Below are 25,915 nucleotides of genomic sequence, written 5' to 3' on the forward strand. Positions count from 1 at the left end.
CACCTGCTCGGTCAACACACGAACGGCGCACCGGCCCAGACCCGTTGCGCCTGCGCTGTCGAGTCGGCGAGGGTCCGAGCGGTGTCGATGCGGGTGGACTCGCCCCACCGGTCGCTGTCCGCGCCCATCCGGTCCGCGGTCTCGGCCGTGGCGTCCGACCACCCCGGGGTCCGTCTCCGAATCCGTGCGGCCGCCGCTGTCCGCGGGCAGTGGCACTCGAGGGGCACCACGGTGGCGCTCACGCGCTCGGCCAGTACTCGCGCCCGCTCGCGCTCACGCAAGTCGGTCCACGAGGCGTCGAGGACGACCGAGTGTCCGAGCCGGAGGTGATCCTCCGCGTACCTGCGCAGCGTGGAGTACACCAGCGCGGTCGACGCGGGGGAGTACAGCCCGGATCCGTAGACGCCCGGCTCTCCGGACAACTCGCCGGTGTCCCGCAGTTGTCGGCGCACCTCGTCGCTCGAGATTCGCACCGCACCCACCGCCTCGGCGAGTGCCTCCGACAGGGTCGACTTCCCGGTTCCCGGTAGGCCTCCGACCAACGCAAGGCGCACCGCGCCCTCGCCGAGATGCCCGAGCGCGAGTGCGAAGTGCCGGGTGGCGTCCTGATTGTCGTCCGCCAGGCGCTGGGCACTTCGGACACAGTCGACCTTGGCCCGGACGAGCGCGCGATATGCGACGTAGTGGTGCGCCAGAGATGCCGGGGCCTCGTCGCCGGCGAGCTCTCGGTACTGCGCGAGCGTCGCGTCCGCGAGGTCGTGTCGGCCGAGGAACTCCAGGTCCATGGCGAGAAAGGCGGTGTCGTCGATGCGATCGACGAACCGAAGCCGATCGTCGAAGTCCAGGCAGTCCAGGATCCTCGGCCCGTCCGGCAGACAGAAGATGTCGTCCGCCATCAGGTCCCCGTGGCCGTCGACAATGTTCCCGTCCGACACCCGACGTTCGAAGAGTGTCGCTCGCCCGTCGAGGTAGCGACGGGCCATCGACGAGATCGTCTCGAGGTCCTGGTGCGAGACGACATCACCGGGGAGCGAACCGATCTCGTCGATGTTGTCCTGCCATCGCCGACCGACCGCCTCGACGGATCCTTCCCGGTCGACGACGGCGCCCCTGCGCGCAGTGGCGTGAAAGCGGGCGATCTGCTCGACCACCGGCAGAAGATCGGCGTCGGCGAATTCGCCGGCGGCAGCCAGTGCGGACAGCCTGAACGCGTCCGGGAGGCGGCGCATGAGCAGGACCGGTTCCCTCGGACCGGAATCCGACGTTACGAGGTGCACAACGCCGAGGTAGACGTCGGGCGCGAGGCGGGTGTTGAGTTCCAGTTCTCTCCTGCAGGCCAACTCGCGGAGTTCGTGGGTGCTGAAGTCGAGAAAGGCGGTGCGGACCGGCTTCTTGCCCTTGTAGGCACGGTTGCCCACCAGGACCACGACACCGGTGTGTGTCTCCCGAATCTGTGCGTCGAGTTCACCGCTGTCGGTCATCGGGTTCCCGGGCCTGGCTCGTGCCGGTGGTCCCGCGGGCGCACCGATCGGACGATTTCCGAAATCGACTCGGGGTGGCACCTCCGTGCGCCGCGCGATCTCGGCGGTCGAGCCGTCCGCGGATTGCGTACGCGACGAGAACGGTGACGGTCACGGGAATCCTCTCATTCTTTGAGGTGAGGTTCGCGGCGGAGCCCAGATGTGCTCCCGATAGACGAGAACCGAACAACGGGCGTGGTAGATCAGGGATTGACTGGTGGAGCCGAGCACGGTGCCTGCGACTGCACCGCGCCCCCGGCTGCCGACCACGAGAAGTTGACCGTGCCGGCTCAAGGTCGACAGTTCCTCGGCGGCGCTTCCCTGCCGAACGAGCGTGTCGACACGGACGCCTGGAATCGCCGTCTGCCATCGTTCGGCTCGCCCGCGAATCTCCTCCTCGAAGTTGTCCGCGACGCCGAGCTCCCGGTCCCCGTGTGGATCCCGCCGGATCGAGTACTCGGCCCGCACCGCGAGCACGTGAGTGCCCCTGATCCGCGCCTCGTGGATCGACGCCCCGACGAGCGTGTCGTCGAGATGGGTGCCGTTCACCCCGACGATCACGGGTGCGCTCCGTGGCCGCACGTGGTGGTCCTCCCGGACCAGCGCCACCGGACAGCTCGCTCCCACTGCCAGGGCGGCCGCGGTGGAGCCGAGCAGCATGCGGGGCAAGAACCCGACGCCGACCGAGCCGACGACCACCATGGTGGCGGAGTGGGATTGGGACAGCAGCGTCGAGTGCGGACGCCCGAGCGCGACGGCGGTCTCCACCTCGACGGCCTCGACCGTCCGCGCCGCGCCCGCCGCGACTGTCAGTGCCTGCTGTGCCGCCCGACGCGTGGCGTCGGCGTCGGCGACGACGTGGACCAGTCGGAGCTCGACCTGCCGCGCCGCCGCTTCCGTCGCTGCCCACTTCGCCGCCAGAATCGCGCAGCGGGATCCGTCGATTCCGACGACGACAGGTCCGGTGGTGCACGGGTCGTAGGTCACTGTGCTCCGATCACGCCGTGCCGAGGCGTCGTCACGGCTGCCGCCCCTGTAATGCGGCTGAGCGCGCGCGAAACTCCTCCTCGTCGATCTCTCCCCGGGCGAACCGTTCGGCTAGCAACTGCTGGGCGGAATGGTGCGGCGGCGGTGGGCCGGCCGGTTGGTGTCCCTGATTCAGGAACCAGACCACTGCCATGATTCCCCCGACCAGCAGGACGACGAACACCAGCAAGCCCATGGCCATGTACGCGTACATCCAGCCGCTCGGGTTGTGACCGTTCCAGTACATGTCCATGACTTCCGACTGCCTCTTCCCGGGTCGGCGTGATCCGCATTCGCGGGGTGCCGTCTTCGGACAACTGTCCGCCGGGCTCGAGTGTGTGTACAGGGTCCTTCTGCCCTGATTCGGGGCGGAAGTACCACTGGCTGCGTGCCCTGGGCAAGCGCGAGGTGTGGGGACCTTCTGCCCTGACCCTTCTACGGGCGACAGCGCAGGATCAATAGGCATCGCGGAGGAGGAGGCTGCACGATGAATGGTTACCCGCCGGTGTCTGTCCGGCTGTGGAGGACATGGGGTGGCAACCCAACCCTCTGATACGTACCCGTCGGAAACTCGCTGGGATGGCCCGTGGCCTGACTCGCGGAACGACCTTCGACACGACCGCATGGAGGACCTTCGGCCGTGTCGAAGCCGCCCGAGAAGGGCAACACTGGACAGTGACGAGCACCCGCGATACGGAGCGTGACCCCGTGGCGAAGCCGACCGACCCGTACATGACGCAGACCGACCTGCTGTCGTGGCGGATGGAGCAGGACCCGGTGCTGCGATCGACGATCGTGGCTGTCGCGCTTCTCGACCGGGTCCCGGACTGGGACGCGTTCGTTCGCTTGATGGAGCGCGGCACGAGAGCCGTCCCGATCTTCCGGTACAAGGCGGTCAGCACGTCGATCGGACTAGCGCCGCCGCGCTGGGTCGTCGACCCGGACTTCGACCTGTCCTGGCATCTCCGACGAGCAGGCGTGCCGCCGGCCGGCGGACTGGCCGCGGTCCTCGACTTTGCCAGGACCGCCGGCATGAGTGCCTTCGACAAGGACCGGCCGCTGTGGGAGTTCACCGTGCTCGAGGGACTGTCCGACGGCCGGGCCGCGCTGGTGATGAAGGTGCACCACGCCTTGACCGACGGGGTCGGCGGAATGCAGATCACCAACGAGATCGTCGACTTCACCCGCTCGGGCACCGACCGAGGGCCTGCTCCGCAGGCTGTCGTGCCGGAGCCTGCCGATGGGCGGTGGCCTGCGCTCACCACGTTGTCGTGGCATCTCGACACCGGCGTCCGGCTCCTCCGGAAGGGCATGTCCTCTTCGGTGGGGATGTCCCGGATCCTGACGGCACCACTGTCGACGGTGCGTCGGCTGGCAACGGTCGCAGGCTCTGTCGCCCGCTTCACCCGGCCGGTGACCACAACGCTGTCACCGGTCATGACCGAACGGAGCACTCGCAGGCAGTTCGCAGTACTCGACATCCCCCTCGACGGTCTTCGCGGCGCGGCAAGTGCGGGTGGCTGCACGATGAACGACGCCTTTCTGACGTCCGTCCTGCTCGGGTTGAAGCGGTATCACGCACTCCACGGGGCCGAGGCCGCCGAGCTGAGTCTGACGCTTCCGATGAGCCTGCGCGTCGAGTCGGATCCGCTGGGCGGCAACAGGATCACCCTTGCCCGTTTCACCCTGCCGACGGTCGCAACGGATCCCGGTGATCTCATGCGCGCCGTCCGGCGAACGGTCACCGCGTGGCGTGACGAACCCGCCGTGGCGCACTCGTCGTCGATCGCGGCGGTTCTCAATCTGTTCCCGGCGAGGATCCTCGGCAGCATGCTCAAGCATGTCGACTTCGTTGCCTCCGACGTGCCGGGCCCGACAATCCCGCTGTATCTCGCGGGCGCGGAGATCTGCGAGTACTACGCATTCAGCCCCACGCTCGGCGCGGCCTTCAACGTGACCTTGTTGTCGTACCTGGGTCACTGCTCGATCGGAGTCAACGCGGACTGCGCGGCGGTGCCGGACCTCTCGTGCCTGACGGAGTCCCTGGATGCGGGATTTCGCGAGGTCTGCGCCCTGGGCGTCGCGCCCGGGACGTGAGGTCACGTGGTGCGGGGCTCCTCGATCTCCACTCGCGTGACACCGGCGACGGTGAGCACGAGTGCCTGCACCGGTCGGTCAGCATCGCAACCGCTTCTCGCAGTGGGGTGTCCGGTCGGACCGTCACCACACTGCGCGTGAACACATCACGTACTCGGATCGCCCGAAACCTGCTTTCTGAGTGGTGTCTCCGCTTCAGTCTCTTTCGAGTTGGGACAGGTGGCGAGTGCCGGTGGTCATCGATGCGATGGACCAAGATCGTCGGCCGGGTCGGCGCACTCGACCGCGGGACTGCACCGAACAGGCAACGCGACAAGGTGACCTTCTCCCCTCGGAAAGTGGTGCCCGAAGGGTGTTCGCTTGGAGGGAACCGAGAGGACGACGCCATGACACTGCAACATCCGGACACCGACTACCGGAGGGTCGCACAACTCGACCAGGTGACATTGCAGGATTCGCCGTTGGTGGGGGGCAAGGCGGCAAACCTCGGAGAACTGACACGCGCACGCTTCCCCGTGCCGCCCGGATTCGTGGTGTCCGCGACCGCGTACCTGGAGGCGTTGGACGCCGCCGGCCTCCGGGAATGCGTACGAGCGGCCACCGCCGCCGGCCAGAGCCCCGAGTCGACCAGCGACCTCGTTCGGGGGCTGAGCATTCCGGAGCCGCTGCGCGACGAGATTGTCGAGGCATATCGCTTGCTCGGAGAGTCGGTACCGGTTGCGGTGCGCTCCTCGGCGCCCGCCGAGGACGGACTCGACATGTCGTTCGCGGGAATTCACGAGAGCTACACGAACGTCACAGGTACCGACGCCGTACTCGACGCGGTGCGGAACTGCTGGGTTTCGCTCTGGTCGGACCGGGCAATCGCGTACCGCAACGTGCACGGCCTCGACGACGAACCTTCCATTGCCGTCATCGTGCAGGCCATGGTTCCGGCGGACCGGTCGGGCGTGGCGTTCACCGCCGACCCCAGGACCGGGGACCGCGACCGGATCGTCATCGAGGCGGCGCTCGGTCAGGGCGAGGTGGTGGTGGGCGGACAGGTCGAACCCGACATGTACGTGGTCGCGAAGGAAGACTTCCAGCTGGCGGAGGTGCGGCTCGGTTCGCAGGGATTCGAGATCACGGCGGGGACCTATGGCGACACTCGGGTCGACCTGCCGACCGAGTCGCTGCACGAGCGGGTCCTGGACGACAATCAGGTGTGGCAGGTCGCGTCGCTGGCCTCAGCCACCGAGACCCACTATGGCCGACCCCAGGACATCGAGTACGCCTTCGTGAAGGGGCACCTGTGGATCGTCCAGGCGCGGCCCATCACCACCCTCGATCGCTCCGATGCATCGGAAGGCACGCTGGTGGACGGGAGCCGGGTGGTCCTCGCCAGTGGCCTGGCTGCCGGTCCGGGGGTTGTGTGTGGACACGTTCGCGTCCTGCACGACCTCAGCGAAGCCGGTCGGCTGGCCGACGGCGAGATCCTGGTCGCCCCGATGACGCGACCGGACTGGGTTCCGACGCTGCGGCGGGCGGCCGCAATCGTCACCGACGGCGGTGGGATCACCTGCCATGCCGCCATTGTCGGTCGCGAGCTGGGCCGGCCAGTCGTTGTCGGCGCGCGGACGGCAACCACCGACCTGGCGGACGGTCAGCTGGTGACCGTGGACGGCGGTTCCGGAAACGTCTACGAGGGCGATGTCACCTCGCTCTCCACCACCGGCACGGACACCGCCGGCGGCGGCGTGGCAACCGTGGCGGCCACGCTGGACGTGCCTGGGCCACCGGCGGTCGTGACCGCCACCTCGCTCTACGTCAATCTGGCGTCACCCGAGGTCGCCGAGACCGCCGCGGCGATGGATGTCGACGGCGTCGGACTGATCCGGGCCGAGTTCATGATCACCACTGCGCTCGACGGTACGCACCCTTCGCTGATGATTTCCGAGGGCCGGCGTGAGGAATACGTCGACGCGATGGTCGCCGCCATGACCACCATCGCCGCCGCATTCGCGCCCCGGCCCGTGGTCTACCGCGCCGTCGACCTTCGATCCAACGAGTTCGCGGGGTTGAGAGGTGGCGAGGTCGAGCCCGACGAGGACAACCCCATGATCGGTTACCGCGGCTGCTTCCGGTACATCCGGGACCCGGAGCTGTTCCGACTGGATCTCGACGTCCTGCACGCGGTACGCCAGCGGTACGACAACGTGCACCTGATGATTCCGTTCGTGCGCACGCGATGGGAACTCGAGCAGTGCCTCGGCCAGATCGACGCGCATCCATTGGGGGCAGACCGGACGATGCACAGGTGGATCATGGCGGAGGTGCCGTCGGTCGAGTACTGGATCCCGGAGTACGCGCGCCTGGGAATCGACGGGCTCTCGATCGGAACCAACGACCTCACCCAGCTGGTACTCGGCGTCGACCGTGATTCGGCAACGTGCAGTGACCTGTTCGACACCGCCGATCCGGCGGTCCTCGCCGCCATCGACCGCATCCTCGAACAGGCTCGAGCGTGCGGGATGACGACCTCGCTGTGCGGACAGGCCGTCTCCGAGGATCCCAAGCTGGTGGAGCATCTCGTCCGACGCGGCATCACCTCGATCTCGGTCACTCCCGACCGGGCGGTCGCGGCCCGGCGCACCGTGGCCGCCGCCGAACGACGGATCCTGCTCGAGGCCGCTCGACGCAGCCAGTAGCCCCGGGGTCGAGGTCGGCCTCGGCGCATTCGAGATCGACCACCGTGAACTGGGCAGAGCCCGCGCGCGGAACCCGTGACTCAGGTTCGAACCACTCCTCGATTGGAACCGGGCGGGTCGGCCTGTCGAAGCCCAGCACCGCTAGTTTGGGCAACCGGCCGCAATGGTCGATATGTGCATGGGTGAGGACAACTGCGTCAATCGCCGCCGGCGCGAAGGCAAGAGCGCCGTAGTTCAGCGTCTCGAGGCTGCGCGATCCCTGGAACAGGCCGCAGTCCACCCGGATGTGCCTGCCCTCGACACAATCTCCATGCAAGAGCCGGTTGCCGTCCTCGCGGCCCCGTGAAAGGTGAGGTTCACGCCCTTCGCCATGGCGACCTCCTTCTCCGAAATGGACAGAGCGTCACCGCGGTTACGCTGGTGAGCACCCTTACTGCTGTGCAAGCGAGCGCCCCCACTGCTCGGCTCGAGTCTCTTCGCCGTCCTCGAGGCGCGACTCCTTGTCGACGAGGAAACTCTCCGACTCCGCGACGAGATCGAATCCCAGGTGCCGAAGCTTTCTCCCGATTCCCTTCGATGCTCTCCCGGTCAGGAACGCGGGCGCATCCACTCGGGTGTCGAACGCGACTGCCTTGCCGTGTGTGGTTGGAAGCGACGAAAGCCATTCCCGGATGCCTTCGCTCGCTGCATCCGGTTCCAGTGTCACCGTGCTGTCGGGTTTGCCGGCCGTCTCCTCCGCGCTGTGACGTGTCGATTCGCGACTCATCCCGTGTACGTGTGTCGGCCCTCCGACGATCACCAGGTCGTATCCAGACAGGTCCTCGTCCCGTGCCTGCGACACCGGGACGGCCTTGACCGAACTGAACGGTGCGATGCCCCGCGCTATCGCTTCCGCGACGCGATGAGTGTTCCCGAACATCGACTCGTGGACGACGAGTGTGCGCATGACGATTCCTCCTGTGCCGAGCACTGGTCGGACCCGAACCACGGACTGGGTGCGATCCTCCGACTCGGGTTCACTTCTCAGTGTTCCATCGACCACCACAGCCGGAGCAGAGCACAAAGTCCTGTGGCCGAACTTCTTTCGTCGATCCGCTCCCACGTCGGTGAGACCGCACCGGGTGATGCCGAGGCCCCGACAGGTGCCCAAAGCCTCTTCCTCGGTGTGGCGCTAGGCGCGACGATCGAACGGCGACACACAAATACCGATCTTGTCGGGTGGTGGCGGACGGAGAACGGAATGCACGCGGAACCGGGGGACTGGCTGGTGATGAAGGGAACAATCGTCGGCGCACCGGACGAGATCGGACAGATCGTCGAGGTCCGTTCGGCGGGCGGTGGGCCGCCGTACTTCGTCAGATGGTTGCGCAACGACCACGAGGCGCTCGTCTTTCCGGGACCGGACGCGCATGTGGTGACCGCCGCCGAGAAGCTGAAAACGGACAGTCGCGAGCGGCGCCGCATTGTGGAGCTCCAGCAGGCGATCGCCCGAAGACCGCACGCGAGCTGAGTGTGAAGCGGGACAAGGAGTCGGACATGAACGCTCTCGCGAACCGGCAGGCGATCGTCGTCGGTGTCGACGAAAGTGAGCTCAGCGCCTTGGCCATCGAGTCCGCGGTGGACTTCGCCACGATGTCCGCCGGTCGGCCTTGAACAGGGTGAACTGGCCTGTCGTGGAGGAGGAGCAAGCCGTTCATGTCCCGGGGGAGCTCGCGTCCGGGCTACAGCCGCCTCGCGATCGACTCGGCCTCCGCGCCCAGCTTGGCCAACCGCAGGTCGGCGAGGGGGGTGAGGGTGTTTCCCATCCGGTTGGTCACGAACGCCACCGACAGCCCCGTGTCCGGGTCGGCGAAGGCCCCGGAGCCACCGAGACCGTAGTGACCGAACGCGTAGGGCGACTGAGTTCGGCTCGCGACGAACGCGGCGTGGTAACCGAGCCGCCAGTTCATCCGGACACCGAGCACGTAGTCCCGGGCCGTGGTCTGCACCTCGCCGATCTGCGCGAGGCCGGCCTCGCTCAGGAATCGGGTGCCGCCCACCACTCCCCGGTTGGACATCGCCGCGTACATGCGGGCCAGGCCGCGGGCGCTGAAGACGCCGTTCCAGCCGGGCATGACGTGGTCGTGGATAGCCGGGTTCCGGACGAGTTCGTCGAACCCTTCCGGCATGCCCGCGGCGGCGAGGTTGTGGAGGACCGGGGTCCGCGACAGGACGAGGGATGCCACTTCCCAGGGGATCCCGAAGGGAGTGATCCGCGGAAAGAGCCTCGCGATGCGCCGGCGCTCGTCGTCGGGCACCTGGAACCAGAACTCGGGGATGCCGAGGGGGTCTGCGATCTCGGTGCGGACCAAGTCGGTGAACGACATTCCGGTGACCCGGGTGGTGAGTTCGGCGACGAGTGACCCGAAGGTCACCGCGTGATAGCCGGGCAGGACACCACGCCGCCGGTCGGGGACGGCCGCAGCCAGCGCGGCCGCCACCCCGTCGTGATCCAGCAGCGCCAAGCGGCCCGGCACCAGGCCACGCACGCGATGGAGTCCGGCCCGATGGCTCAGCAGTTCACGCACCGTGATGGAGTCCTTGCCCGCGGTCGCGAACTCAGGCCAGTACTCGGCGACCGCTTCGTCGTAGTCGATCAGCCCGCGGTCGGCGAGGCGGTGGAGGACTGTGCTCGCGACGCCTTTGCCGGTCGAGAACGACACCGCGACGGTGCTCGATTGCCAGCGCGTGGTGGGAGTGGACCAGCCCGACCAGATGTCGACGACCGGTTCACCGTGCAGGTACACCGCCAGAGCGCCACCGCCGTCCGACGTCCGGTCGAAAAGCCCGAAGAAGCGATCCGCCAACGGCGCGAAGGTGGGCGACACGACCATCGCAGTCGGGGCATGCTGCCCGCCGCGGGAGTCCGAGCGTCCGGACCGGCTCTTGTCCGACCTTTCGTGTGCGTGCGTCATCGTGTCCGCTCGTCGCTGTTCGGGGGCCGCGCTCACACGTCCCCTGCCGGTCTGTACAACGCTGAAATACCCCTGGGGGATTCCCGGCGGACCCGTACAGAGGCCGAAATGCTCTGGTCAGTACGCCCCGCGCTGCGAGATCGTAGATGCACGGAGGTGGCAGTTCGATGGTCAAGCATTGGCTCGTGATGGAGACCCAGAACCCGGATGGTCGGTTGCCCTTCCGCACCCGGGTGGCGGGTGCGGGCCGGCATCTTCCGGCGACGCGGCTGACAACCGACGACCTGATGGCGGGCACCCGCCACACGACGCACATCGATCTCGAACGACTGACCGGGATCCACGAACGCCGGATCTCGGTCGGAGACGAAGACTCCTACACACTCGCCACCGCTGCAGCGCATGATGCGCTGCAGCATGCCGGGCGGACCGCGGCATCGATCGACGTCGTGATCAGCTGCAGTATCACCAAGTTCAGGGACGGGCTGACCCAGTGGCTCGAACCGACCATGAGCTGCGCGGTGGCGCATGCCATCGGCGCCGACACGGCGATGACCTTCGACCTCGCGAACGCCTGCGCCGGAATGTTGACCGGTGTCACCGTGGCGAACAACTGGATTCGGCAGGGACTGATCGAACGGGCCCTGATCGTCAGCGGCGAGTACATCTCCCAGCTCGGCCAGAACGCGGCCGAACACATCCACAACATCATGAGCAACGAGTTGGCGTCGCTGACCCTGGGCGACGCGGGCGCCGCGCTGCTCCTCGAGCGAGCCCCTGCCGGGTCCGCCGGGATCCGGCTCGCCGGGTTCACGACGGTGGCCGACTACAGCCGGCTGTGCCTCGCGTACCCGAAGGGTGACGATCCGGGCGCACGAATGTTCACCAACTCACGGGGGATCCAGAAGGCCGCCATCGCAGACACCCCCCTTCTGCTGCACGAGGTCCTCGACACCCTCGGCCTGTCCATTCACGACATCGACCACGTGATCACCCACCAGACCTCTGCTCGAGCAATCCGCAAGGGGATGGCCGAAGTGAAGGCGACGTTCGGTGACTCGCCCCGGCACGACGCCGTCATCACCGTCGACAGGTACGGGAACACGGCCTCCACGACCCACACCGTCGCACTGGTGGAAGAACTCGAGGCGGGCCGAATCCAGCCGGGGGAGACGGTTGCGTTGATCGCCCTCGCGTCGGGTCTGGAGATCGGAATCGTCCTGGTGGAAATCGACGAGAAGTTGGTGGCAGGCTATGGGCACCTTCATTGACCGACTGGAGATCGTGCACGGTCGGTGGGGATCACGGCACAGCGCCCTGCACCTGGCCGTGGCCGCGGCGAAGTCCTGCCTGGAGGGCGCCGGTCGCAGTGCGAACGACCTCGACCTGCTGGTCAACACGGGCTTGTACCGGGATCGGAACCTCGGCGAGCCCGCGCTCGCCGCGATGATCCAGGAAGACATCGGCGCACATCCCGAGGACCCGCACAGCGATTCCCACGGCACGTTCTCGTTCGACGTCGCGAACGGCACCTGCGGAGTGCTGACGGGCCTGCAGATCGTCGACGGCTTCCTGCGCTCGCATGCGATCCGGTGCGCGCTCGTCGTCGCCAGTGACGCCGATCCCGGCCACGGCATGAGCGAACATTTTCCGTTCTCCGCCACCGGGGGAGCGGTGTTGTGCAGCTGGAGCGGCGGTGGCTACGGGCTGGGTCCGGTGAACTGGGTGAACGAGCCCGACGACGGCGATTCGTTCCGGGCGACAGTCGGTCACAGTGACAACCGGAACATCCTCCGGATCAACCAGTCCGACGCCCTGGACGAGCGCTATGCGTCGGCGGCCGCCACGGCCGTCACCTCGTGCCTTGCACGTGCCTCGCGCGGCCTCGAAGAAGTCGACGCGATCGTGGCCGCACCGGCCCGCCCGGGCTACCGAGCAGCGCTCGCGACCCGACTGGGAGTTCCCGAGAGCCGGATCAGCGTGGCCGACGACGTCCGCATGCACACCGCCGCGCTGGTCGGCGCGCTCGGCCGCGGCCGTCACTGCATGGTGGCCGGCACACGCACGCTGATCGTCGCGGCGGGGGCGGGTGTGACAGCAGGAGCCGCCCTCTACGAGGAGCCGCCGGAGCCGGACACCGTGCGGAGGACATCGTGATCGGGAATCAGACCGCAGCGCCAGAATCCGGCAGTGCTGAAATGACCCGAGGTGCGCGATGGAACTCTTGACGATCCCGACGGTCCCGAACCGAAGGACAGTCGAATCGGCCGTTGCACTCGCCTGCAGGGCACCGTCGCTGCACAACAGCCAGCCCTGGCGGTGGGTCGACACCCGCAACCACCTGATGTTGTTCACCGACACCGACCGACTGTTGCCGGCCACCGACGATTTCGGTCGACAGATGGTTCTGTCCTGTGGGGCAGCGCTCAATCACCTTCAGTACGCTTTCGCTGCTCGACACTGGGCTGTCGTGATCGAACGGCTGCCGAGGTCCGCGGACCGCCAACTTCTCGCCACCATCGGCTTTCGTCAGACGGCGGAGGTCACCGACCTCGACGCCACCCTGGCTCTGGCCATCGGCCGGCGGCGAACCGAGCGGCTGCCCCTCGCCGCGCCCACGGAGTGGAGTCGGACTCTCGACGATCTGACCGCACTCGCCGAGAAGGCCGGCGCGCGTCTCGAGGACCTCGGCGAGCGCAGTCGCCCCGAGCTCGAGGCGATGTCGCGCCGCATTAGCGGACAACGTCGGAGAAACCTGGCCTACCAGGCGGAACTTCGATGGTGGGCGGGACACTCGTCGTACCCGGACGGCATCCCGTCCGCATCGCTGCCGTCCGAGTCGAATCGCACCGTTGCGGTCGGACGCGACTTCCCACCGGGTAGTTCCACCTCGGAAGCCGAGGACGACCGCGCCGCGATCCTCCTTCTCTCCACGCCCGCGGACTCGCGGTCGGACTGGCTGCGATGCGGCGAGGCACTGTCGGCCGTTCTGCTCGCCTGCACCGCCCGCGGCCTCGCCACCTGCCCGATCACGCACCTGACCGAGCAGGAGACCACCAGAACCCGTGTCCGCGAGCTCTCGGCTGCCGACGGTCTACCCCAGGTGCTGGTCAGAGTCGGGACGAGCTCCCGACCCGAACCGGCATCGGCTACTCCTCGACGGCCGTTGTCGGAAGTGCTCTTCCGGGAACACTCGATTCCGGACGACGACCACCCGAAGCCGAGGTGAGACAGATGGCATCCGACAATCTCAGCTTCCTCGACGCGGGCTTCCTCGAGACGGAGGATTCCGATCGACACGCCAGCCTCAACATCGGGGCACTCTCGATCGTCGAAGGCCCGGCCCCCGACCAGGACGAGTTCCGCGAGGCCGTCGCCGTCCGTCTGCTGGCTCTTCCGCACGCGAAGCAGAAACTGCACACCGCCCCCTTGGACGTGGACGCACCCTCGTGGGCGGATGACCCGAGCTTCGACCTCGACCGGCATCTGCGACGCGTCGCGCTCCCCGAGCCCGGAGGGGACGACGAACTGTTCGGCTTCGTAGGACGGGTGATGGCACACCGACTGGACCGCGACCATCCGCTATGGGAGTGCTGGGTTGTCGAGGGCCTCGCCGACGGCAGGTGGGCGATCCTCGCCAAGCTGCACCACTGTCTGGCAGACGGCATCACCGGGACGAAGCTGTTCGATGCCATGTGTGACGAGCCGGACGAGCGGGTGACCCCGGAGCCCGAGACGACGCCGCCGCGGGCCGCGCGACTCGCGGAGTCCGCTCAGTCCCTGATGTCTCCACGCCGTCAGCTTCGCCTGCTGTCCACGGTGGTGGGCGCGCCACAGCGAATCGCAGCCGTGGCCGCCGGCGCTGTCGGGGGACTCGCACGGCTGCTGGCGGAGATGGTGACCACCTCGTCCACCACCTCCCTGAGTGGACCGATCGGCCGGCAGCGTCGGTACTGCGGGGCCCGGGTCAGGATGGCGGATGTCCGCAAGATCTGCGACGCCTACGACGTCACGGTCAACGACGTCGCCCTCTCGGCAATCGCGAGCGGCCTACGCACAGTTCTTCTACAACGAGGCGAGCAGCCCGACGCCCACGCGGCGCGAACCCTCGTACCGGTGTCGGTGCGCTCCGGACGCGACCGTGACTCGACACACAACCAGGTCTCGCTGATGCTGCCGTTCCTTCCCGTCGACATCGAAGACGACATCGAACGCCTGGTCGCGGTGCACGAACGGCTCGCCGCACACAAGAACCAGGGCGAGGCGGACGGAGGTAAGGCGTTCACGTCCTTGGCGCAGTACGGGCCGTTCATGCCGATGGCATGGGCTGTGCGACTTGCCCTTCGCTACCCGCAGCGCAGCGTCGTCGCCGTTGCCACGAACATTCCCGGACCACGCGACGTCCGACACCTGTTGGGGCGGAGGATCCTCGACGTCTTCCCCTACGTGCCCATTGCGATGCGCCTGCGTATCGGCATTGCGATCCTCAGCTACCACGACCGCCTCACCTTCGGACTCACCGGCGACTACGACACGACGGCCGACCTCGGCGACCTGGCCCGGGCAATCGAACGCGCGGTGGCGTCTCTCGTGACCGCATCCGGCTCGTCGACACCGATGTCTCGATAGGGGCTGTCGGCGACCAGCGTCAGTTCGTGTCGTCTCCGGTCGCGGCGATCTTCTTGATCTCGACGTGCTTCTCCGGGCTCGGCGACTCGGACACCGGCACGGTGACGGTCAGGATTCCATCGGTGTAGGTGGCGTCGATGTCGTCCTCCTTGGCGCCGGCCGGCAGGGGCATCGACCGGTAGAAGCTGCCGTAGTGAAACTTCACTCGCGGGTGGCGACGGCTGGCCGTCTCCAGCCACGTCGCGAGGACATCCGGTGTCAGCGGTGTGTCGTGGCCGGATCTATCGCAGTGGACCGCGAGCAGGCGGCCTCCTCGTAGCGTCGCCTGGTGAAAGGCGAACTCGATGGCGTCGGATTCATCGGCCGAGCGCACCGCGACGACGACCGGACCGCCGGCGGGCGGCCCGGGCTTCACGATGACGACCGGACATTGGCAGTGTGCGATCAACGCCGCGGTCGTAACCATGGAGGCATCGGCGAGAGTCGGTGGCTTGGACCCGAGTACGAGTAGTCGAGCGTCGGCAGCGGCCTCCATCGCCCAGGCCGCGCCGTGCAGGGCACCGGGACTGCCGTCGATTCCGACGACGAGCTTCGTTCCGGAACCGCCCGTTGAACCAGAGCCGACTGCCGTGTTCATGGCCTCTCCCGTGATCGTGGTGGTGGGCCCACAATGCGCGAGCGACGCCCGCCGCATAAGGGCCCAATTCCCCTGAAACTGCGAAGCGCGCGACCCGGGAGACGTTTGGCCTCGGCCGACAGAGGACCTTGTGCTCTGCCGCCGTGCACGGGCGAGGAGAAGGCTGGCCTGCAGGACGAGGCGGGCACCCGCCCACAACGTCTCCTCGACACTGAAATGCACGATCGGTGAAGGAGTACGCGATGAGCGACAAGCACTGGGTGATCGACGTGGCGATCAACGAACACGATCGTCGGACTCGGTCGTTGGCTTCCCTGAAGATCGGTTCCTCCAAACTTGTGGGCGTCGGGTTCGCGAGGCGAGATCCGGCCGACCCGGAGGTGCCGACGATCGGCGACGAACTTGCCACTGCGCGCGCTCTTGCGGACCTGGCGAGCCAACTGGTTGCCGCGACCGCCAAGGACATCGAAACCGTCACGCATCAGCCGGTCCAGTTGGCTCGCTGACCGGCACGACCGAAGAATCAGCGCAACTGGTGGCCTTTGGCCCTGTACGCACGCGCATCGGCGCGGAAGCATCGGAATCATCCAGATCAGTGACTGATCTGCGCCGACAGTGAGAAGAGTCGATCCCATGGGTGGCATGACAAAGATCCCGGCGGACATGCCCGGCCGCGTCTTCCAGGACCGGAGGGAGGCAGGACAGGCACTCGGAGAACTGCTGGCGGCCTATCGCGGCAACGACCGTGTGCGTGTGCTCGGCCTCGCCCGCGGAGGTGTTCCTGTGGCATGGGAGGTCGCGGCAGCATTGGGCGCCCCGCTCGACACGTTCGTCGTACGCAAGCTCGGTGTGCCCGGCCACGAAGAGTTCGCCATGGGCGCCCTGGCCAGCGGCGGCTCGCTCGTCCTCAACGACGACGTCGTACGCGATCTCGGTATCACCTCGAACCAACTGCGTGGCGTCGTCGAATGCGAAGCACGGGAACTGGAACGTCGAGAAGTGTCCTACCGGGGCGGCAAGGCTCCCGTCGACGTCGCCGGCAAGATTGTGATCGTGGTGGACGACGGGCTTGCCACCGGGGCCAGCATGTTCGCCGCTGTCGACGCCTTGCGAGCGCTGGAGCCGACGGAGATCGTCGTTGCGATTCCGGCAGCACCCGAGTCGACCTGCCGTGAGCTCGAGGCAATGGTCGACGATGTCGTCTGCGCAACCATGCCCCTGCCGTTCCGGGCCGTGGGCGCATCCTTCTGGGACTTCAGGCAGGTGACGGACGACGAAGTGCGGGACCTGTTGCACACTTCCACTGTCGGTGACGGTGCGCCGAGTGCCCGGGCGCGCCAGTTCACCTCTGCCGCAGACGTTGTCCGTCTCGCCTGCAGGGATGCCCCCGGTGGGGTTCCCGATCGGACAGAACTCCTCGATCTCGTCGGTGACGCACGCATCGTGTTGATCGGAGAGAGCACTCACGGAACGCGGGAGTTCTACGCGGCGCGGTGGGAGATCACGCGAATGCTCATCGAGGACAAGGGCTTCACGGCGGTTGCGGCAGAGGCGGACTGGCCCGACGCCTACCGCATCAACCGGTACATCCACCACGAGGATTCTGATACGTCGGCTGAGGAGTCGATGCGCGGGTTCGAACGATTTCCGGCCTGGATGTGGCGCAACACCGTCATGCTCGACGTCGTGTCGTGGCTGCGGCAACACAACGATCGCTGCACCGCGAACAACGGTACCCCGGTCGGGTTCTACGGACTCGACCTCTACAGCCTGCACCGGTCGATGCACGAGGTCGTCAGCTATCTCGATCGGCTGGACCCGGAAGCCGCCAGCCGTGCGCGGTCGCGGTACGCCTGCTTCGATCACATCGCCGCCGGCGACGGGCAGGCATACGGATACACCGCTGCCTTCGGGGCCGGAGAATCCTGCGAGACAGAGGTGGTCGAGCAGTTACTGGACCTGCAACGCCACGCCACCGACTACGTCCGCGCGGACGGCGTCACCGCGAGAGACGAACAGTTCTATGCCGAACGCAACGCGTGGAGCGTCCGGAACGCCGAAGAATACTATCGGTCGATGTTCCGGGGACAGGTGTCGTCCTGGAACCTTCGGGACCTCCACATGGCCGACACCCTCGACGCACTGATCGCTCACCTCGACCGACACAGTGCGGAGCCCTCGCGTGTCGTGGTGTGGGCACACAACTCCCATGTAGGTGACGCCGAGGCCACCGAGGCCGGCGCCCACGGTGAACTCACCCTCGGGCATCTGGTCCGTCAACGGCATGGAGACCGATGCCGGCTCATCGGATTCACCACTCACCACGGATCGGTCACCGCCGCGAGTGAATGGGGCGGCGCTGCTGACCGCAAGATCGTTCGTCCGGCCCTGCCCGGCAGCGTCGAGGAACTCTTCCACGAGGTCGGTAAGGAATCGTTCCTCGTTCGTACCACCGACGACGACACCGTCGCCGACACCCTTCGAACCGCGCGGCTCGAGAGAGCGATCGGCGTCATCTACGTCCCCGAGACCGAGCGTCGGAGCCACTACTTCCACGCCCGTGTGTCCGACCAGTTCGATGCCGTCATACATGTCGACAGCACCCGAGCAGTCGAACCCCTGGAGTACACCAGCGCTCGGATCGACGGTGAACGCCCCGAGACCTACCCCACCGCACTGTGACGTCAGACAGGGTGACCGATGTTGAAGTGGTCGATTCCACTCGGCCGGGTGTTCGGGATCCGGCTGTATCTGCACTGGTCGCTGGTCGTGACGGTCGGGTTGATCACCGCGCTGCTGGCGGGGTCCGTCCTGCCCGCCGCGTATCCCGGCCGCTCGACGGTGGAGTACTGGTCGGTCGGGGCGCTCGCGGCCGTGGTCTTCGTGCTGTCGTTGGCCGCGCATGAGGTAGCGCACTCGGTGGTCGCGGTCCACCACGAGGTACCGGTTCGGCGCATCACGCTGTGGCTGCTGGGTGGGATGTCCGAACTACGGGGTGAGCCGGCCGACCCGGATACCGAGCTTCGGATCACTCTCGCCGGTCCGCTCACCAGCCTGGCCATCGGCATCGTCTCCATCCTGCTGGTCGTGGTCCTCCGCGACACCGCCGATCCGGTCGTCACCGCGTCGCTGGCCTGGCTCGGCGCCGCGAATGTCATCCTGGCCGTGTTCAATCTGCTTCCGGGCGCCCCCCTCGACGGCGGCCGGGTGCTGCACGCCCTGCTGTGGCGGCGCAGCGGAGACCGTCTGGCGGCCGCGGTGGCCGCGGCACGCAGCGGCCGTGTACTGGGTCTGATCCTGATCGTCCTCGGCGCTGCCCAGGCACTCTTCGCGCAGGGCCTCGGCGGACTGTGGCTGATGCTGCTCGGCTGGTTCCTGCGCAACGCAGCCAACGTCGAATTGATGAACGCATCGCTCCGGCATCAGTTGGGTGACCTCGAGATCCGGCAGATCATGACCCCGGCACCCGTCGTCCTCCACACCGACGACGACGCCCGATCGTTCGTCACCGACCTCCTCCCGCACCTACGGCACCGCACGTTTCCGGTCGTCGACAGGTCCGGTCGGCCCGTCGGCGTGTTCTCACTGCACGATCTTGTCGACGCCGGCGATCGACTCGGCCCTGTCGCCGCATTGGCTCGCGCACTCCCCGACACGGCGCGCGTCCGCCCGGACGCGCGGGTGGAGACCGTCGTCTCCACTGCCGTCCTGCGTCCTGGACTCGACCTGCTCGCGGTGGTCGATGCGGACGGCCGCCTGGTGGGTATCGTCACCGCCACCGACCTGCAGCGCGTGTGCGAGCGGACGTCGCTGGGGCTTCCGCTGGGGCGACCGCCGGCGGGGACTCCGTGACACCGGCACGAGTGGCTGTTCCGGAACTGACCGCCGCCGCGCAGGCCATGCTCGAAGGCCGATACCTGCGCCGTGACCCCGATGGCCACGTCACCGGCACGGCGGGAGACCTGTTCGACGAAGTCGGTACATTCGTCGCCGCCGTGGAAGACCGTCACGAACCTGGGGCGGGGGGTCGGTGGGCGAGGCGGTTGTCGGACGTAATGCGCGGCCTCGAGTTGCTGCACCAGGCAGGTGCCGGAACCGGATTCGCCTTCGGGCATCTCCGCCCGGCCGGGGACCGAGTCGACAGCACCGGTGGCAGCGCCGGTGGGCCCATGTCGTTCATGCGACTGCTCGACACAGCCGTCGACGTCGTCGGGCAGAGCGGACGGCGTCGCGGTGTCGAAGACGGTCCTCTACCGGAGTCCGTCTCCGTCCGGGTCGTGCGGGAGGTGTTTCTCACCGCATGGCGAGCAGGTGCCAAGGGCATCACCGTATTCCGGGCCGCAAGCGTCGACGACGTGGACCAGCGATCTCGGGACGATCACGTGGCCTGTACGTCCTGCACGTAGTGGACCGTCTCGTCGAGGGCATCGGCGTCGAGGGTCGTCGGTAAGGAAGTGGTCCCGCATGCTCGATCGATCGAGGTCCTGCCCAATGGTGTTCGGGCGCGCCCGCGCTGGACCGCGCCTCTGCGTGGATCGGTACCTCGTGTGAATGACCTGGTGGAGCGTCTGCTGGACGTGCCGGCCTTCTGGGTGTACCTCGGTGTCGGACTTCTGGTCTTCGGCGAGGACGCGGTGTTCGTCGGGTTCCTGATCCCGGGGCAGACCGCTGCGATGATCGGTGGCGTCGCCGCGAGCCGGGGCCACGTCGACCTCGAGGTCATGGCGGCGGTCGTCGTCATAGCGGCGATCGTCGGTGACAGCGTCGGATACGAGATCGGCAGGCATCTCGGTCCGCGGCTGTTGGACGGGCCGGCCATCGCCCGGCGTCGCGCCCGTATCGACACTGCCCGAGATCTTCTGGCACGTTGCGGTGGCTCGGCGGTGTTCTTCGGCCGCTTTGTTGCGTTCACGCGAGCCGCGGTGCCCTTGCTGGCCGGCATTTCGCGCATGCCCTACCGCCGCTTCCTGGCCTTCAACGCACTCCGGCGGCCTCGTCTGGGGCGTCGGCTTCGTTGTGCTCGGCTTCGTCGCGGGGAATTCGTATGCCGCCGTCGCCGATGCCGTCGGCCGTACTACGGCGGTTGTGGTCGGGGTCATCCTGCTGGGCATCGTCCTGGTCTGGCGGTCGAGGGTCCGCCGCCTCCGGCGGACCGGCGCCTGATCCGGTGACTACATCGGGGGTCGGTGACACCGAGTTCACCATCGAGGTCTTCGAGCCCTACAACGAACCGGACAATCGCCGTATGGTCAATAGCGTTCCTGAAGGGAATCCACCGGGAGCACCACTTCAGAGGCAGCAGCCGCTCGGACAACCAATGCGATCTGACATACCGGCCGGAACGGGCGGGAAGATGCAACCGACACACAACGGCGAATAGGCCACGATGTCCGCCCACGAACCAGACAAGCACCCCGGCCGGGCGGTGCCATCCGGGTCGGCACGGGCGAAGGACCTTGGTGACGTGGCGCTGATGCTCGGCGCACTCTCGCTCGTGGCCTTCTGGAGCTTCGGAGTCGGTGTCCTCCTGGGGTTGGGCGCGGTCGTCGCCGCGGCGGTCGCCCGAAAACGCGCCGTCGCCGCACACCAGCCGGTCAGCGTGGAGGCGATCCTCGGCGGCCTGACCGGGCTCGTTGGAATCACGGCCGGTCTGTTGTTTCTCGCCGTCGTCTGACAGGTGTCGCCAGGACTCCGTTGGGCGGAGCTGGGGGCGGTGCGGAAGTTCTCGTGCTGTGCGATTCGGAATTGCCGCCGGCGCGGCAACGCTCATGAAGCCGGGGACCGCCCCGTGCAGTCTCGACGAAGTCGACCGAATCTACACACAGGCGCGAAGCCACCTCATTCGGCGGTGAGCGCAAGCCCCGGTATCCGTGCCCGTCACGCGATGAAGTTGCCGAACGTCGGGTTGGCCTGGCACAGCGGCTGGCTGCCGAGGTTGATCGACCCGAACAGCGTCGCCATCACGTTGCCGCGGCCGGTGTAGACGGTCTTCGCCAGGTACGGGTACGCGCCCTCGAGGTTCGCGATGCCGGTCTGACCGGTGTCGGTGTTGATCCAGGCGACCGTCACCTGCGCGGCGGCCGGGATCGGCGGGGCGGCCGGGAACGAGGCAAACCTGATCTCGCCCGGATTGATCCCCGGTTCCGGCCCGGACTGCCCGGTCCCGCCGGTCAGCGACATCAGGCTGCCCTGGTTGGGGCAGCCGATGGTCAGGGCCGGGGGACCGAACGGGTGCGGGGGCAGGGCCTGACCGGGGGCGGCGAACAGGGCCGCGGCGGCGAGCGGTGCCGTCAGGGCGGTGATCCGGAGAATCGAGGTGCGTCGAGCGCCCATGGCTGCTCCTAGGTCCGATTGCGAGGCGCTCGGCCCTGCACGGTCCGCCGATCGGAGAGTCGGCCGCCGAACGTCGTTGTGACTCAGATCACCCTAGCGCCGTAAGAGTCGCCCGTCGAGGTCAGCGGCCTAGCAGGGTGGCCAGCCCGAGCGCCCGTCGGACACTGATCTCGATGACCACCCGGGTCGGGTTCTCCCGGGGCTCGCGGTACCGGCCGGCGTAGCGGGCCACCGCCTCGGCGACCTCCTCCGGATCGTCGCTGACCCGGGCCGGCCCCTCGAGGGTCAGCCACCGGGCGCCGTCGATCTGGGTGACGGCCGCGTAGCCGGCGCGTTCGGCGTTGAGCGCCTTCTGCGAGCCGCCGTTGGTGATCACCCGCACCAGTTGGCCCTCGTCGTCCCAGGTGAAGCCGACGGCGACCACGTGCGGGGTGCCGTCGCGGCGCAGGGTGGTCAGGGTGGCGAGGTGCCGATCGCGCAGGAAGGTGTGTGCCTCGTCGGACAGGTCGGCGGGGTTGAAGGGGGTGCGAGCCATGGGCCGACCGTAGTCGAGGACACTTGAGGCCATGAGTGTCGGATCGGTAGTCATCCTCGGCGGCCGCAGCGAGATCGGGCTCGAGATCGCCGCGAGGCTTGCGCCCGGCAGGCCGGTGATCCTGGCGGCCCGCCGCAGCGGCGATCTGGAGCGCGAGCGCGCAGCTGTGCTCGAGGCGGGTGCGGCCTCGGTCGACACCGTCGAGTTCGACGCCGACTACCTCGCCGACCACAGCCGGGTGCTCTCGGAGATCGTCGAACTCGGCCCGATCGACGTGGTGGTGCTGGCCTTCGGCATCCTCGGCGACCAGGCCCGCGCCGAGGTCGACGCCCAGCACGCCGTCAACGTCGTGCACACCGACTACGTGGCGCAGGTCGGCGTGCTCACCCACCTCGCGCAGCTGCTGCGCGCACAGGGCTCGGGCCGGATCGTGGTGTTCTCCTCGATCGCGGGCGCCCGGGTCCGGCGTGCGAACTACGTGTACGGCTCGGCCAAGGCCGGCCTCGACGGCTTCGCGAGCGGGCTCGGCGACGCCCTGCACGGCAGCGGCGTCAGCCTGCTGCTGGTGCGTTCCGGCTTCGTCATCGGCCGGATGACCGAGGGGATGGCCCCGGCGCCGATGTCGAGCACCCCCGGCCAGGTCGCGGACGCGGTGGTCAAGGCACTGCGCCGGGGCCGCGAGCGGGTGTGGATCCCCGGCATGCTGAGACTCGCCATCTTCGTGATGCGGCTGCTGCCGCAGGCGATCTGGCGGCGGATGCCGCGATGAGCCTGCCGGTCACCGTCGTCGGCATCGGCGCCGACGGCTGGGACGGCCTCTCGCCCCGCGCGCAGCGGGCCGTGACCGACGCCGAGGTCCTGATGGGCTCGGCCCGGCAGCTCGGCCTGGTCCCGGAGTCCTCGGCGGGGCGGGTGCCGTGGCCGTCGCCGATGGTGCCCGCGCTGCCCGCCCTGTTCGACGAGCACCGCGAGCGAAGGGTGTGCGTACTCGCGAGCGGCGACCCGATGTTCCACGGAGTCGGCGTCACGCTGTGCCGGGTGCTCGGTCCCGAACGGATCCGGGTGATCGCGCATCCCTCGTCCGTCTCGCTCGCCTGCGCCCGGCTGGGCTGGCCGCTGCACGAGGTGCCGACGGTGAGCCTGGTGAACCGGCCGGTCGCCACCCTGACACCCGAACTGCGCGACGGCGCCCGGGTACTGGTGCTCAGCAACGACCAGCACACCCCGTCGGCGGTCGCGGAACTGCTGCGGGAGGGCGGTTTCGGCGGCAGCCGGATGGTGCTGCTCGAGCAGCTCGGCGGGCCGGCGGAACGGGTGCACGACGGGACCGCGGACCGCTGGCCGCCCGGGCCCGGCGACCCACTGAACGTGATCGCCCTCGAGGTCCGGGGCTCGGGCGCCGCGCCTCGGCTGACCCGGATCCCGGGCCTGCCGGACGCCGCGTACCGGGGCGACGGGCAGATGACCAAGCACGAGGTGCGGGCGCTCACGCTGAGCGCGCTCGCGCCCGCGTCCGGTGAACTGCTCTGGGACGTCGGCGGCGGCTCGGGCACCATCGGCATCGAGTGGATGCGCAGCCATCCCCGTTGTCGCGCGGTCGCGTTCGAGCGCGAGCCGTCACGGGTCGAGCAGATCCACGACAACGCGTCGGCGTTGGGCGTGCCGGCGCTGGCCGTGCGGGGCAGCGCGCCCGCGGCCTTCGACGCTGAGTCCGCCGGCCCGGACGCGATCTTCGTCGGCGGCGGCGTCACCCAGGACGGCCTGCTCGACGCCTGCTGGGCGCGGCTGCGGCCGGGCGGGCGGATGGTCGTCAACGCGGTGACCGCGGAGTCGGAATCGCTGGTGCTGCAGTGGCACTCGCGGCTCGGCGGCGACCTCCGCAAGTTCCAGGTCTACCGCGGCGAACCGCTCGGCGGATTCACCGCCTGGCGGCCCCAGCTTCCGGTCGCCCAGTGGTCGGTGTCAAAGCCCAGCTCCGTGACAGAGACGACAGAGGAGTCGAACCAGTGACCATCCACTTCATCGGAGCCGGGCCGGGTGCCGCGGACCTGATCACCCTGCGGGCGGCGCGGATCATCGCCGCCAGCCCGGTGTGCCTCTACGCCGGCAGCCTGGTGCCCGCCGAACTGCTCGCCACCTGCCCGGAGGGCGCCGAGGTCGTCGACACCGCCCGGATGAGCCTGGACCAGATCGTCGACAAGCTCGTCGAGGCCGACCGCTCCGGGCTCGACGTCGCGCGCCTGCACTCCGGTGACCCGTCGATCTACTCCGCTGTGGCCGAACAGGTTCGCCGCCTCGAGGCCGCCGGCGTCGGGTACGACATCGTGCCCGGGGTCCCCGCGTTCACGGCCGCCGCTGCAGCCCTGAAGCGCGAGCTCACCGTCCCCGGGGTGTCCCAGTCGATCGTGCTTACCCGCGTCTCCACCCTGTCGACCGCGATGCCGCCCGGCGAGGACCTGCGGTCCCTCGGCCGCAGCGGGGCGACGATGGTGGTCCACCTGGGCGCGCACCGGATCGAGCAGATCGCCGAGGAGCTGTCCGAGAGCTACGGCTCCGACTGCCCGGCCGCGGTGGTCGCCTTCGCCAGCCGCCCCGACGAGGTCGTGCTGCGGGGCACGCTGGCCACCCTGGTCGAGCAGGTCCACGCGGCGGGCATCACCAAGACGGCGGTGGTGATCGTCGGCCGGGTGCTGGCCGCGGAGGGCTTCCCGGACAGCTACCTGTACTCGGCGACCCGGTCCCGCGCGACGCACTGATGCGCCGTGTCCTGGTGCTCGGCGGGACCCGCGAGGCCCGCGACCTCGCGGCGCTGCTGCACGCCGACCCGGCGGTGTCGGTGGTCTCGTCGCTGGCGGGCCGGGTGCGTGAGCCGGTGCTCCCCGTCGGCGAGGTCCGGGTCGGCGGGTTCGGCGGCCGGGACGCCCTCGCGGAATGGATGCGGGGCAACCGGATCGACGCCGTGGTGGACGCCACCCACCCGTTCGCGACCCGGATCACCGCCAACGCCGCCTGGGCGTGCGCGCGGGCGGGGGCGGCGCTGCTGGTGCTGCGCCGGCCGGAATGGGTTGCCGGGGCGGGAGATCGGTGGCACCCGGTCCGCGACCTCGCCGAGGCCGCACGCGAGGTGCCGGCGCTGGGGCGGCGGGTGTTCCTCACGATCGGGCGTCAGGGCGTCGACGCGTTCGCCGGCGCGCCGGGCCGGTACCTGGTCCGGGCCATCGACCCGCCGGAGGTCGCGATGCCGGCCGAGGCGACGCTGCTGCTCGACCGCGGACCGTTCACCCTCGACTCGGAGATCGCGTTGATGCGTGAGCATCGCATCGAGGTGCTGGTGACCAAGAACAGCGGCGGCGCGCTCACCTCCGCGAAACTCGGCGCCGCCCGGGAACTGGGGGTTCCGGTGCTGATGGTGGCCCGCACACCGGTGCCGCAGGGGGTGGCGTCGACCTCCGATCCGACGGCCGCCGCACGCTGGGCGTCGGGAGTAGCGTGAGGCA

The 25,915-nt window shown here is 68.5% G+C and carries 26 protein-coding genes; 17 read left to right on the top strand and 9 right to left on the bottom strand.

The window, feature by feature from the left end:
• Positions 1-11: 11 nt before the first annotated feature.
• From AC1DWC_RS01960 to AC1DWC_RS01970, 3 genes are all read right to left on the bottom strand, one after another.
• The gene (locus tag AC1DWC_RS01960; RefSeq protein WP_477905680.1) at positions 12-1,481 is read right to left on the bottom strand and encodes a bifunctional aminoglycoside phosphotransferase/ATP-binding protein; all 1,470 of its coding nucleotides are present in this window, start codon (positions 1,479-1,481) and stop codon (positions 12-14) included.
• Positions 1,482-1,631: 150 nt separating this feature from the next.
• The gene (locus AC1DWC_RS01965) at positions 1,632-2,507 is read right to left on the bottom strand and encodes a universal stress protein (RefSeq protein WP_477905682.1); all 876 of its coding nucleotides are present in this window, start codon (positions 2,505-2,507) and stop codon (positions 1,632-1,634) included.
• Between the two features lie 31 nt (positions 2,508-2,538).
• On the bottom strand, positions 2,539-2,799 hold the full coding sequence (locus AC1DWC_RS01970) for an SHOCT domain-containing protein (protein ID WP_477905684.1): 261 nt from the start codon (positions 2,797-2,799) through the stop codon (positions 2,539-2,541).
• A gap of 479 nt (positions 2,800-3,278) precedes the next feature.
• On the opposite strand from AC1DWC_RS01970, the gene AC1DWC_RS01975 reads away from it, so the two are divergent.
• Both AC1DWC_RS01975 and ppsA read left to right on the top strand, forming a co-directional pair.
• The gene (locus AC1DWC_RS01975; protein WP_477905806.1) at positions 3,279-4,643 is read left to right on the top strand and encodes a wax ester/triacylglycerol synthase domain-containing protein; all 1,365 of its coding nucleotides are present in this window, start codon (positions 3,279-3,281) and stop codon (positions 4,641-4,643) included.
• 386 nt (positions 4,644-5,029) lie between these two features.
• Positions 5,030-7,330 carry a phosphoenolpyruvate synthase gene (gene ppsA, locus AC1DWC_RS01980; RefSeq protein ID WP_477905686.1) on the top strand — a complete coding sequence of 767 codons (2,301 nt, stop codon included), beginning with the start codon at positions 5,030-5,032 and terminating at the stop codon, positions 7,328-7,330.
• On the opposite strand, the gene AC1DWC_RS01985 is transcribed toward ppsA, so the two are convergent.
• Together AC1DWC_RS01985 and AC1DWC_RS01990 are read right to left on the bottom strand one after the other, a co-directional pair.
• A complete protein-coding gene (locus AC1DWC_RS01985; protein ID WP_477905688.1) occupies positions 7,242-7,610 on the bottom strand; it encodes an MBL fold metallo-hydrolase in 369 nt (122 codons plus the stop codon). The genes ppsA and AC1DWC_RS01985 overlap by 89 nt on opposite strands.
• A gap of 150 nt (positions 7,611-7,760) precedes the next feature.
• Positions 7,761-8,276, bottom strand: coding sequence for a flavodoxin family protein (locus tag AC1DWC_RS01990; RefSeq protein ID WP_477905690.1), 516 nt, complete (start codon positions 8,274-8,276; stop codon positions 7,761-7,763).
• Between AC1DWC_RS01990 and AC1DWC_RS01995 the strand changes: the two genes are divergently transcribed.
• The gene (locus AC1DWC_RS01995; protein WP_477905692.1) at positions 8,256-8,840 is read left to right on the top strand and encodes a DUF1918 domain-containing protein; all 585 of its coding nucleotides are present in this window, start codon (positions 8,256-8,258) and stop codon (positions 8,838-8,840) included. The genes AC1DWC_RS01990 and AC1DWC_RS01995 overlap by 21 nt on opposite strands.
• Positions 8,841-9,051: 211 nt before the next feature.
• On the opposite strand, the gene AC1DWC_RS02000 is transcribed toward AC1DWC_RS01995, so the two are convergent.
• On the bottom strand, positions 9,052-10,203 hold the full coding sequence (locus tag AC1DWC_RS02000) for a serine hydrolase domain-containing protein (protein WP_477905808.1): 1,152 nt from the start codon (positions 10,201-10,203) through the stop codon (positions 9,052-9,054).
• 248 nt (positions 10,204-10,451) lie between these two features.
• Between AC1DWC_RS02000 and AC1DWC_RS02005 the strand changes: the two genes are divergently transcribed.
• The 4 genes from AC1DWC_RS02005 to AC1DWC_RS02020 are packed head-to-tail and all read left to right on the top strand — an operon-like array spanning position 10,452 to position 14,913.
• Complete coding sequence (locus AC1DWC_RS02005) at positions 10,452-11,555, top strand: 3-oxoacyl-ACP synthase III family protein (protein ID WP_477905694.1); 1,104 nt, start codon at positions 10,452-10,454, stop codon at positions 11,553-11,555.
• Positions 11,539-12,441, top strand: a complete 903-nt coding sequence (locus AC1DWC_RS02010; RefSeq protein ID WP_477905696.1) for a 3-oxoacyl-ACP synthase — start codon at positions 11,539-11,541, stop codon at positions 12,439-12,441. The genes AC1DWC_RS02005 and AC1DWC_RS02010 overlap by 17 nt, the downstream gene beginning before the upstream one ends.
• A 58-nt stretch (positions 12,442-12,499) precedes the next feature.
• Positions 12,500-13,513 (top strand): Acg family FMN-binding oxidoreductase, encoded by a 1,014-nt coding sequence (locus AC1DWC_RS02015; protein WP_477905698.1) that lies wholly within the window; start codon positions 12,500-12,502, stop codon positions 13,511-13,513.
• A gap of 5 nt (positions 13,514-13,518) precedes the next feature.
• Entirely contained in the window at positions 13,519-14,913 is a 1,395-nt protein-coding gene (locus tag AC1DWC_RS02020) for a WS/DGAT/MGAT family O-acyltransferase (protein ID WP_477905700.1), read from the top strand.
• A gap of 19 nt (positions 14,914-14,932) precedes the next feature.
• Here AC1DWC_RS02020 and AC1DWC_RS02025 read toward each other — a convergent pair whose 3' ends face one another.
• Positions 14,933-15,550, bottom strand: coding sequence for an Hsp20/alpha crystallin family protein (locus AC1DWC_RS02025; RefSeq protein ID WP_477905701.1), 618 nt, complete (start codon positions 15,548-15,550; stop codon positions 14,933-14,935).
• 242 nt (positions 15,551-15,792) lie between these two features.
• On the opposite strand from AC1DWC_RS02025, the gene AC1DWC_RS02030 reads away from it, so the two are divergent.
• From AC1DWC_RS02030 to AC1DWC_RS02055, 6 genes are all read left to right on the top strand, one after another.
• Positions 15,793-16,056, top strand: coding sequence for a DUF1876 domain-containing protein (locus AC1DWC_RS02030; protein WP_477838825.1), 264 nt, complete (start codon positions 15,793-15,795; stop codon positions 16,054-16,056).
• Positions 16,057-16,183: 127 nt separating this feature from the next.
• The gene (locus AC1DWC_RS02035) at positions 16,184-18,232 is read left to right on the top strand and encodes an erythromycin esterase family protein (protein ID WP_477905702.1); all 2,049 of its coding nucleotides are present in this window, start codon (positions 16,184-16,186) and stop codon (positions 18,230-18,232) included.
• An 18-nt stretch (positions 18,233-18,250) separates the two neighbouring features.
• Positions 18,251-19,402, top strand: coding sequence for a site-2 protease family protein (locus AC1DWC_RS02040; protein WP_477905705.1), 1,152 nt, complete (start codon positions 18,251-18,253; stop codon positions 19,400-19,402).
• Between the two features lie 11 nt (positions 19,403-19,413).
• Positions 19,414-19,956 (top strand): hypothetical protein, encoded by a 543-nt coding sequence (locus AC1DWC_RS02045; protein WP_477905707.1) that lies wholly within the window; start codon positions 19,414-19,416, stop codon positions 19,954-19,956.
• A 141-nt stretch (positions 19,957-20,097) separates the two neighbouring features.
• Entirely contained in the window at positions 20,098-20,721 is a 624-nt protein-coding gene (locus AC1DWC_RS02050) for a DedA family protein (RefSeq protein WP_477905708.1), read from the top strand.
• A 293-nt stretch (positions 20,722-21,014) separates the two neighbouring features.
• Positions 21,015-21,224: a hypothetical protein gene (locus tag AC1DWC_RS02055; RefSeq protein ID WP_477905710.1), complete on the top strand. Its 210-nt coding sequence runs from the start codon at positions 21,015-21,017 to the stop codon at positions 21,222-21,224.
• A 203-nt stretch (positions 21,225-21,427) separates the two neighbouring features.
• Here AC1DWC_RS02055 and AC1DWC_RS02060 read toward each other — a convergent pair whose 3' ends face one another.
• Together AC1DWC_RS02060 and AC1DWC_RS02065 are read right to left on the bottom strand one after the other, a co-directional pair.
• Positions 21,428-21,883: a hypothetical protein gene (locus AC1DWC_RS02060; protein WP_477905712.1), complete on the bottom strand. Its 456-nt coding sequence runs from the start codon at positions 21,881-21,883 to the stop codon at positions 21,428-21,430.
• Between the two features lie 121 nt (positions 21,884-22,004).
• Positions 22,005-22,418 carry a pyridoxamine 5'-phosphate oxidase family protein gene (locus AC1DWC_RS02065; protein WP_477905713.1) on the bottom strand — a complete coding sequence of 138 codons (414 nt, stop codon included), beginning with the start codon at positions 22,416-22,418 and terminating at the stop codon, positions 22,005-22,007.
• Between the two features lie 31 nt (positions 22,419-22,449).
• On the opposite strand from AC1DWC_RS02065, the gene AC1DWC_RS02070 reads away from it, so the two are divergent.
• The 4 genes from AC1DWC_RS02070 to AC1DWC_RS02085 are packed head-to-tail and all read left to right on the top strand — an operon-like array spanning position 22,450 to position 25,911.
• Complete coding sequence (locus AC1DWC_RS02070; RefSeq protein ID WP_477905715.1) at positions 22,450-23,187, top strand: SDR family NAD(P)-dependent oxidoreductase; 738 nt, start codon at positions 22,450-22,452, stop codon at positions 23,185-23,187.
• Positions 23,184-24,428, top strand: a complete 1,245-nt coding sequence (gene cbiE / locus AC1DWC_RS02075) for a precorrin-6y C5,15-methyltransferase (decarboxylating) subunit CbiE (RefSeq protein ID WP_477905716.1) — start codon at positions 23,184-23,186, stop codon at positions 24,426-24,428. Before AC1DWC_RS02070 ends, cbiE begins: the two co-directional genes overlap by 4 nt.
• Positions 24,425-25,174 (top strand): precorrin-4 C(11)-methyltransferase, encoded by a 750-nt coding sequence (gene cobM, locus AC1DWC_RS02080; RefSeq protein ID WP_477905718.1) that lies wholly within the window; start codon positions 24,425-24,427, stop codon positions 25,172-25,174. Before cbiE ends, cobM begins: the two co-directional genes overlap by 4 nt.
• On the top strand, positions 25,174-25,911 hold the full coding sequence (locus tag AC1DWC_RS02085) for a cobalt-precorrin-6A reductase (protein WP_477905720.1): 738 nt from the start codon (positions 25,174-25,176) through the stop codon (positions 25,909-25,911). Before cobM ends, AC1DWC_RS02085 begins: the two co-directional genes overlap by 1 nt.
• The last annotated feature ends 4 nt before the right edge of the window (positions 25,912-25,915 follow it).

It is taken from the genome of Rhodococcus sp. P4_C10 (assembly GCF_056402135.1).

Bases quoted from the DNA above. Each gene is read 5' to 3' on its own strand.
- AC1DWC_RS01960 (WP_477905680.1), bottom strand. From the start codon at position 1,481: ATGACCGACAGCGGTGAACTCGACGCACAGATTCGGGAGACACACACC.
- AC1DWC_RS01970 (WP_477905684.1), bottom strand. From the start codon at position 2,799: ATGGACATGTACTGGAACGGTCACAACCCGAGCGGCTGGATGTACGCG.
- AC1DWC_RS01975 (WP_477905806.1), top strand. From the start codon at position 3,279: ATGACGCAGACCGACCTGCTGTCGTGGCGGATGGAGCAGGACCCGGTG.
- ppsA (WP_477905686.1), top strand. From the start codon at position 5,030: ATGACACTGCAACATCCGGACACCGACTACCGGAGGGTCGCACAACTC.
- AC1DWC_RS01990 (WP_477905690.1), bottom strand. From the start codon at position 8,276: ATGCGCACACTCGTCGTCCACGAGTCGATGTTCGGGAACACTCATCGC.
- AC1DWC_RS02000 (WP_477905808.1), bottom strand. From the start codon at position 10,203: ATGGTCGTGTCGCCCACCTTCGCGCCGTTGGCGGATCGCTTCTTCGGG.
- AC1DWC_RS02005 (WP_477905694.1), top strand. From the start codon at position 10,452: ATGGTCAAGCATTGGCTCGTGATGGAGACCCAGAACCCGGATGGTCGG.
- AC1DWC_RS02010 (WP_477905696.1), top strand. From the start codon at position 11,539: ATGGGCACCTTCATTGACCGACTGGAGATCGTGCACGGTCGGTGGGGA.
- AC1DWC_RS02015 (WP_477905698.1), top strand. From the start codon at position 12,500: ATGGAACTCTTGACGATCCCGACGGTCCCGAACCGAAGGACAGTCGAA.
- AC1DWC_RS02020 (WP_477905700.1), top strand. From the start codon at position 13,519: ATGGCATCCGACAATCTCAGCTTCCTCGACGCGGGCTTCCTCGAGACG.
- AC1DWC_RS02025 (WP_477905701.1), bottom strand. From the start codon at position 15,550: ATGAACACGGCAGTCGGCTCTGGTTCAACGGGCGGTTCCGGAACGAAG.
- AC1DWC_RS02030 (WP_477838825.1), top strand. From the start codon at position 15,793: ATGAGCGACAAGCACTGGGTGATCGACGTGGCGATCAACGAACACGAT.
- AC1DWC_RS02035 (WP_477905702.1), top strand. From the start codon at position 16,184: ATGGGTGGCATGACAAAGATCCCGGCGGACATGCCCGGCCGCGTCTTC.
- AC1DWC_RS02040 (WP_477905705.1), top strand. From the start codon at position 18,251: ATGTTGAAGTGGTCGATTCCACTCGGCCGGGTGTTCGGGATCCGGCTG.
- AC1DWC_RS02060 (WP_477905712.1), bottom strand. From the start codon at position 21,883: ATGGGCGCTCGACGCACCTCGATTCTCCGGATCACCGCCCTGACGGCA.
- AC1DWC_RS02065 (WP_477905713.1), bottom strand. From the start codon at position 22,418: ATGGCTCGCACCCCCTTCAACCCCGCCGACCTGTCCGACGAGGCACAC.
- AC1DWC_RS02070 (WP_477905715.1), top strand. From the start codon at position 22,450: ATGAGTGTCGGATCGGTAGTCATCCTCGGCGGCCGCAGCGAGATCGGG.
- cbiE (WP_477905716.1), top strand. From the start codon at position 23,184: ATGAGCCTGCCGGTCACCGTCGTCGGCATCGGCGCCGACGGCTGGGAC.
- AC1DWC_RS02085 (WP_477905720.1), top strand. From the start codon at position 25,174: ATGCGCCGTGTCCTGGTGCTCGGCGGGACCCGCGAGGCCCGCGACCTC.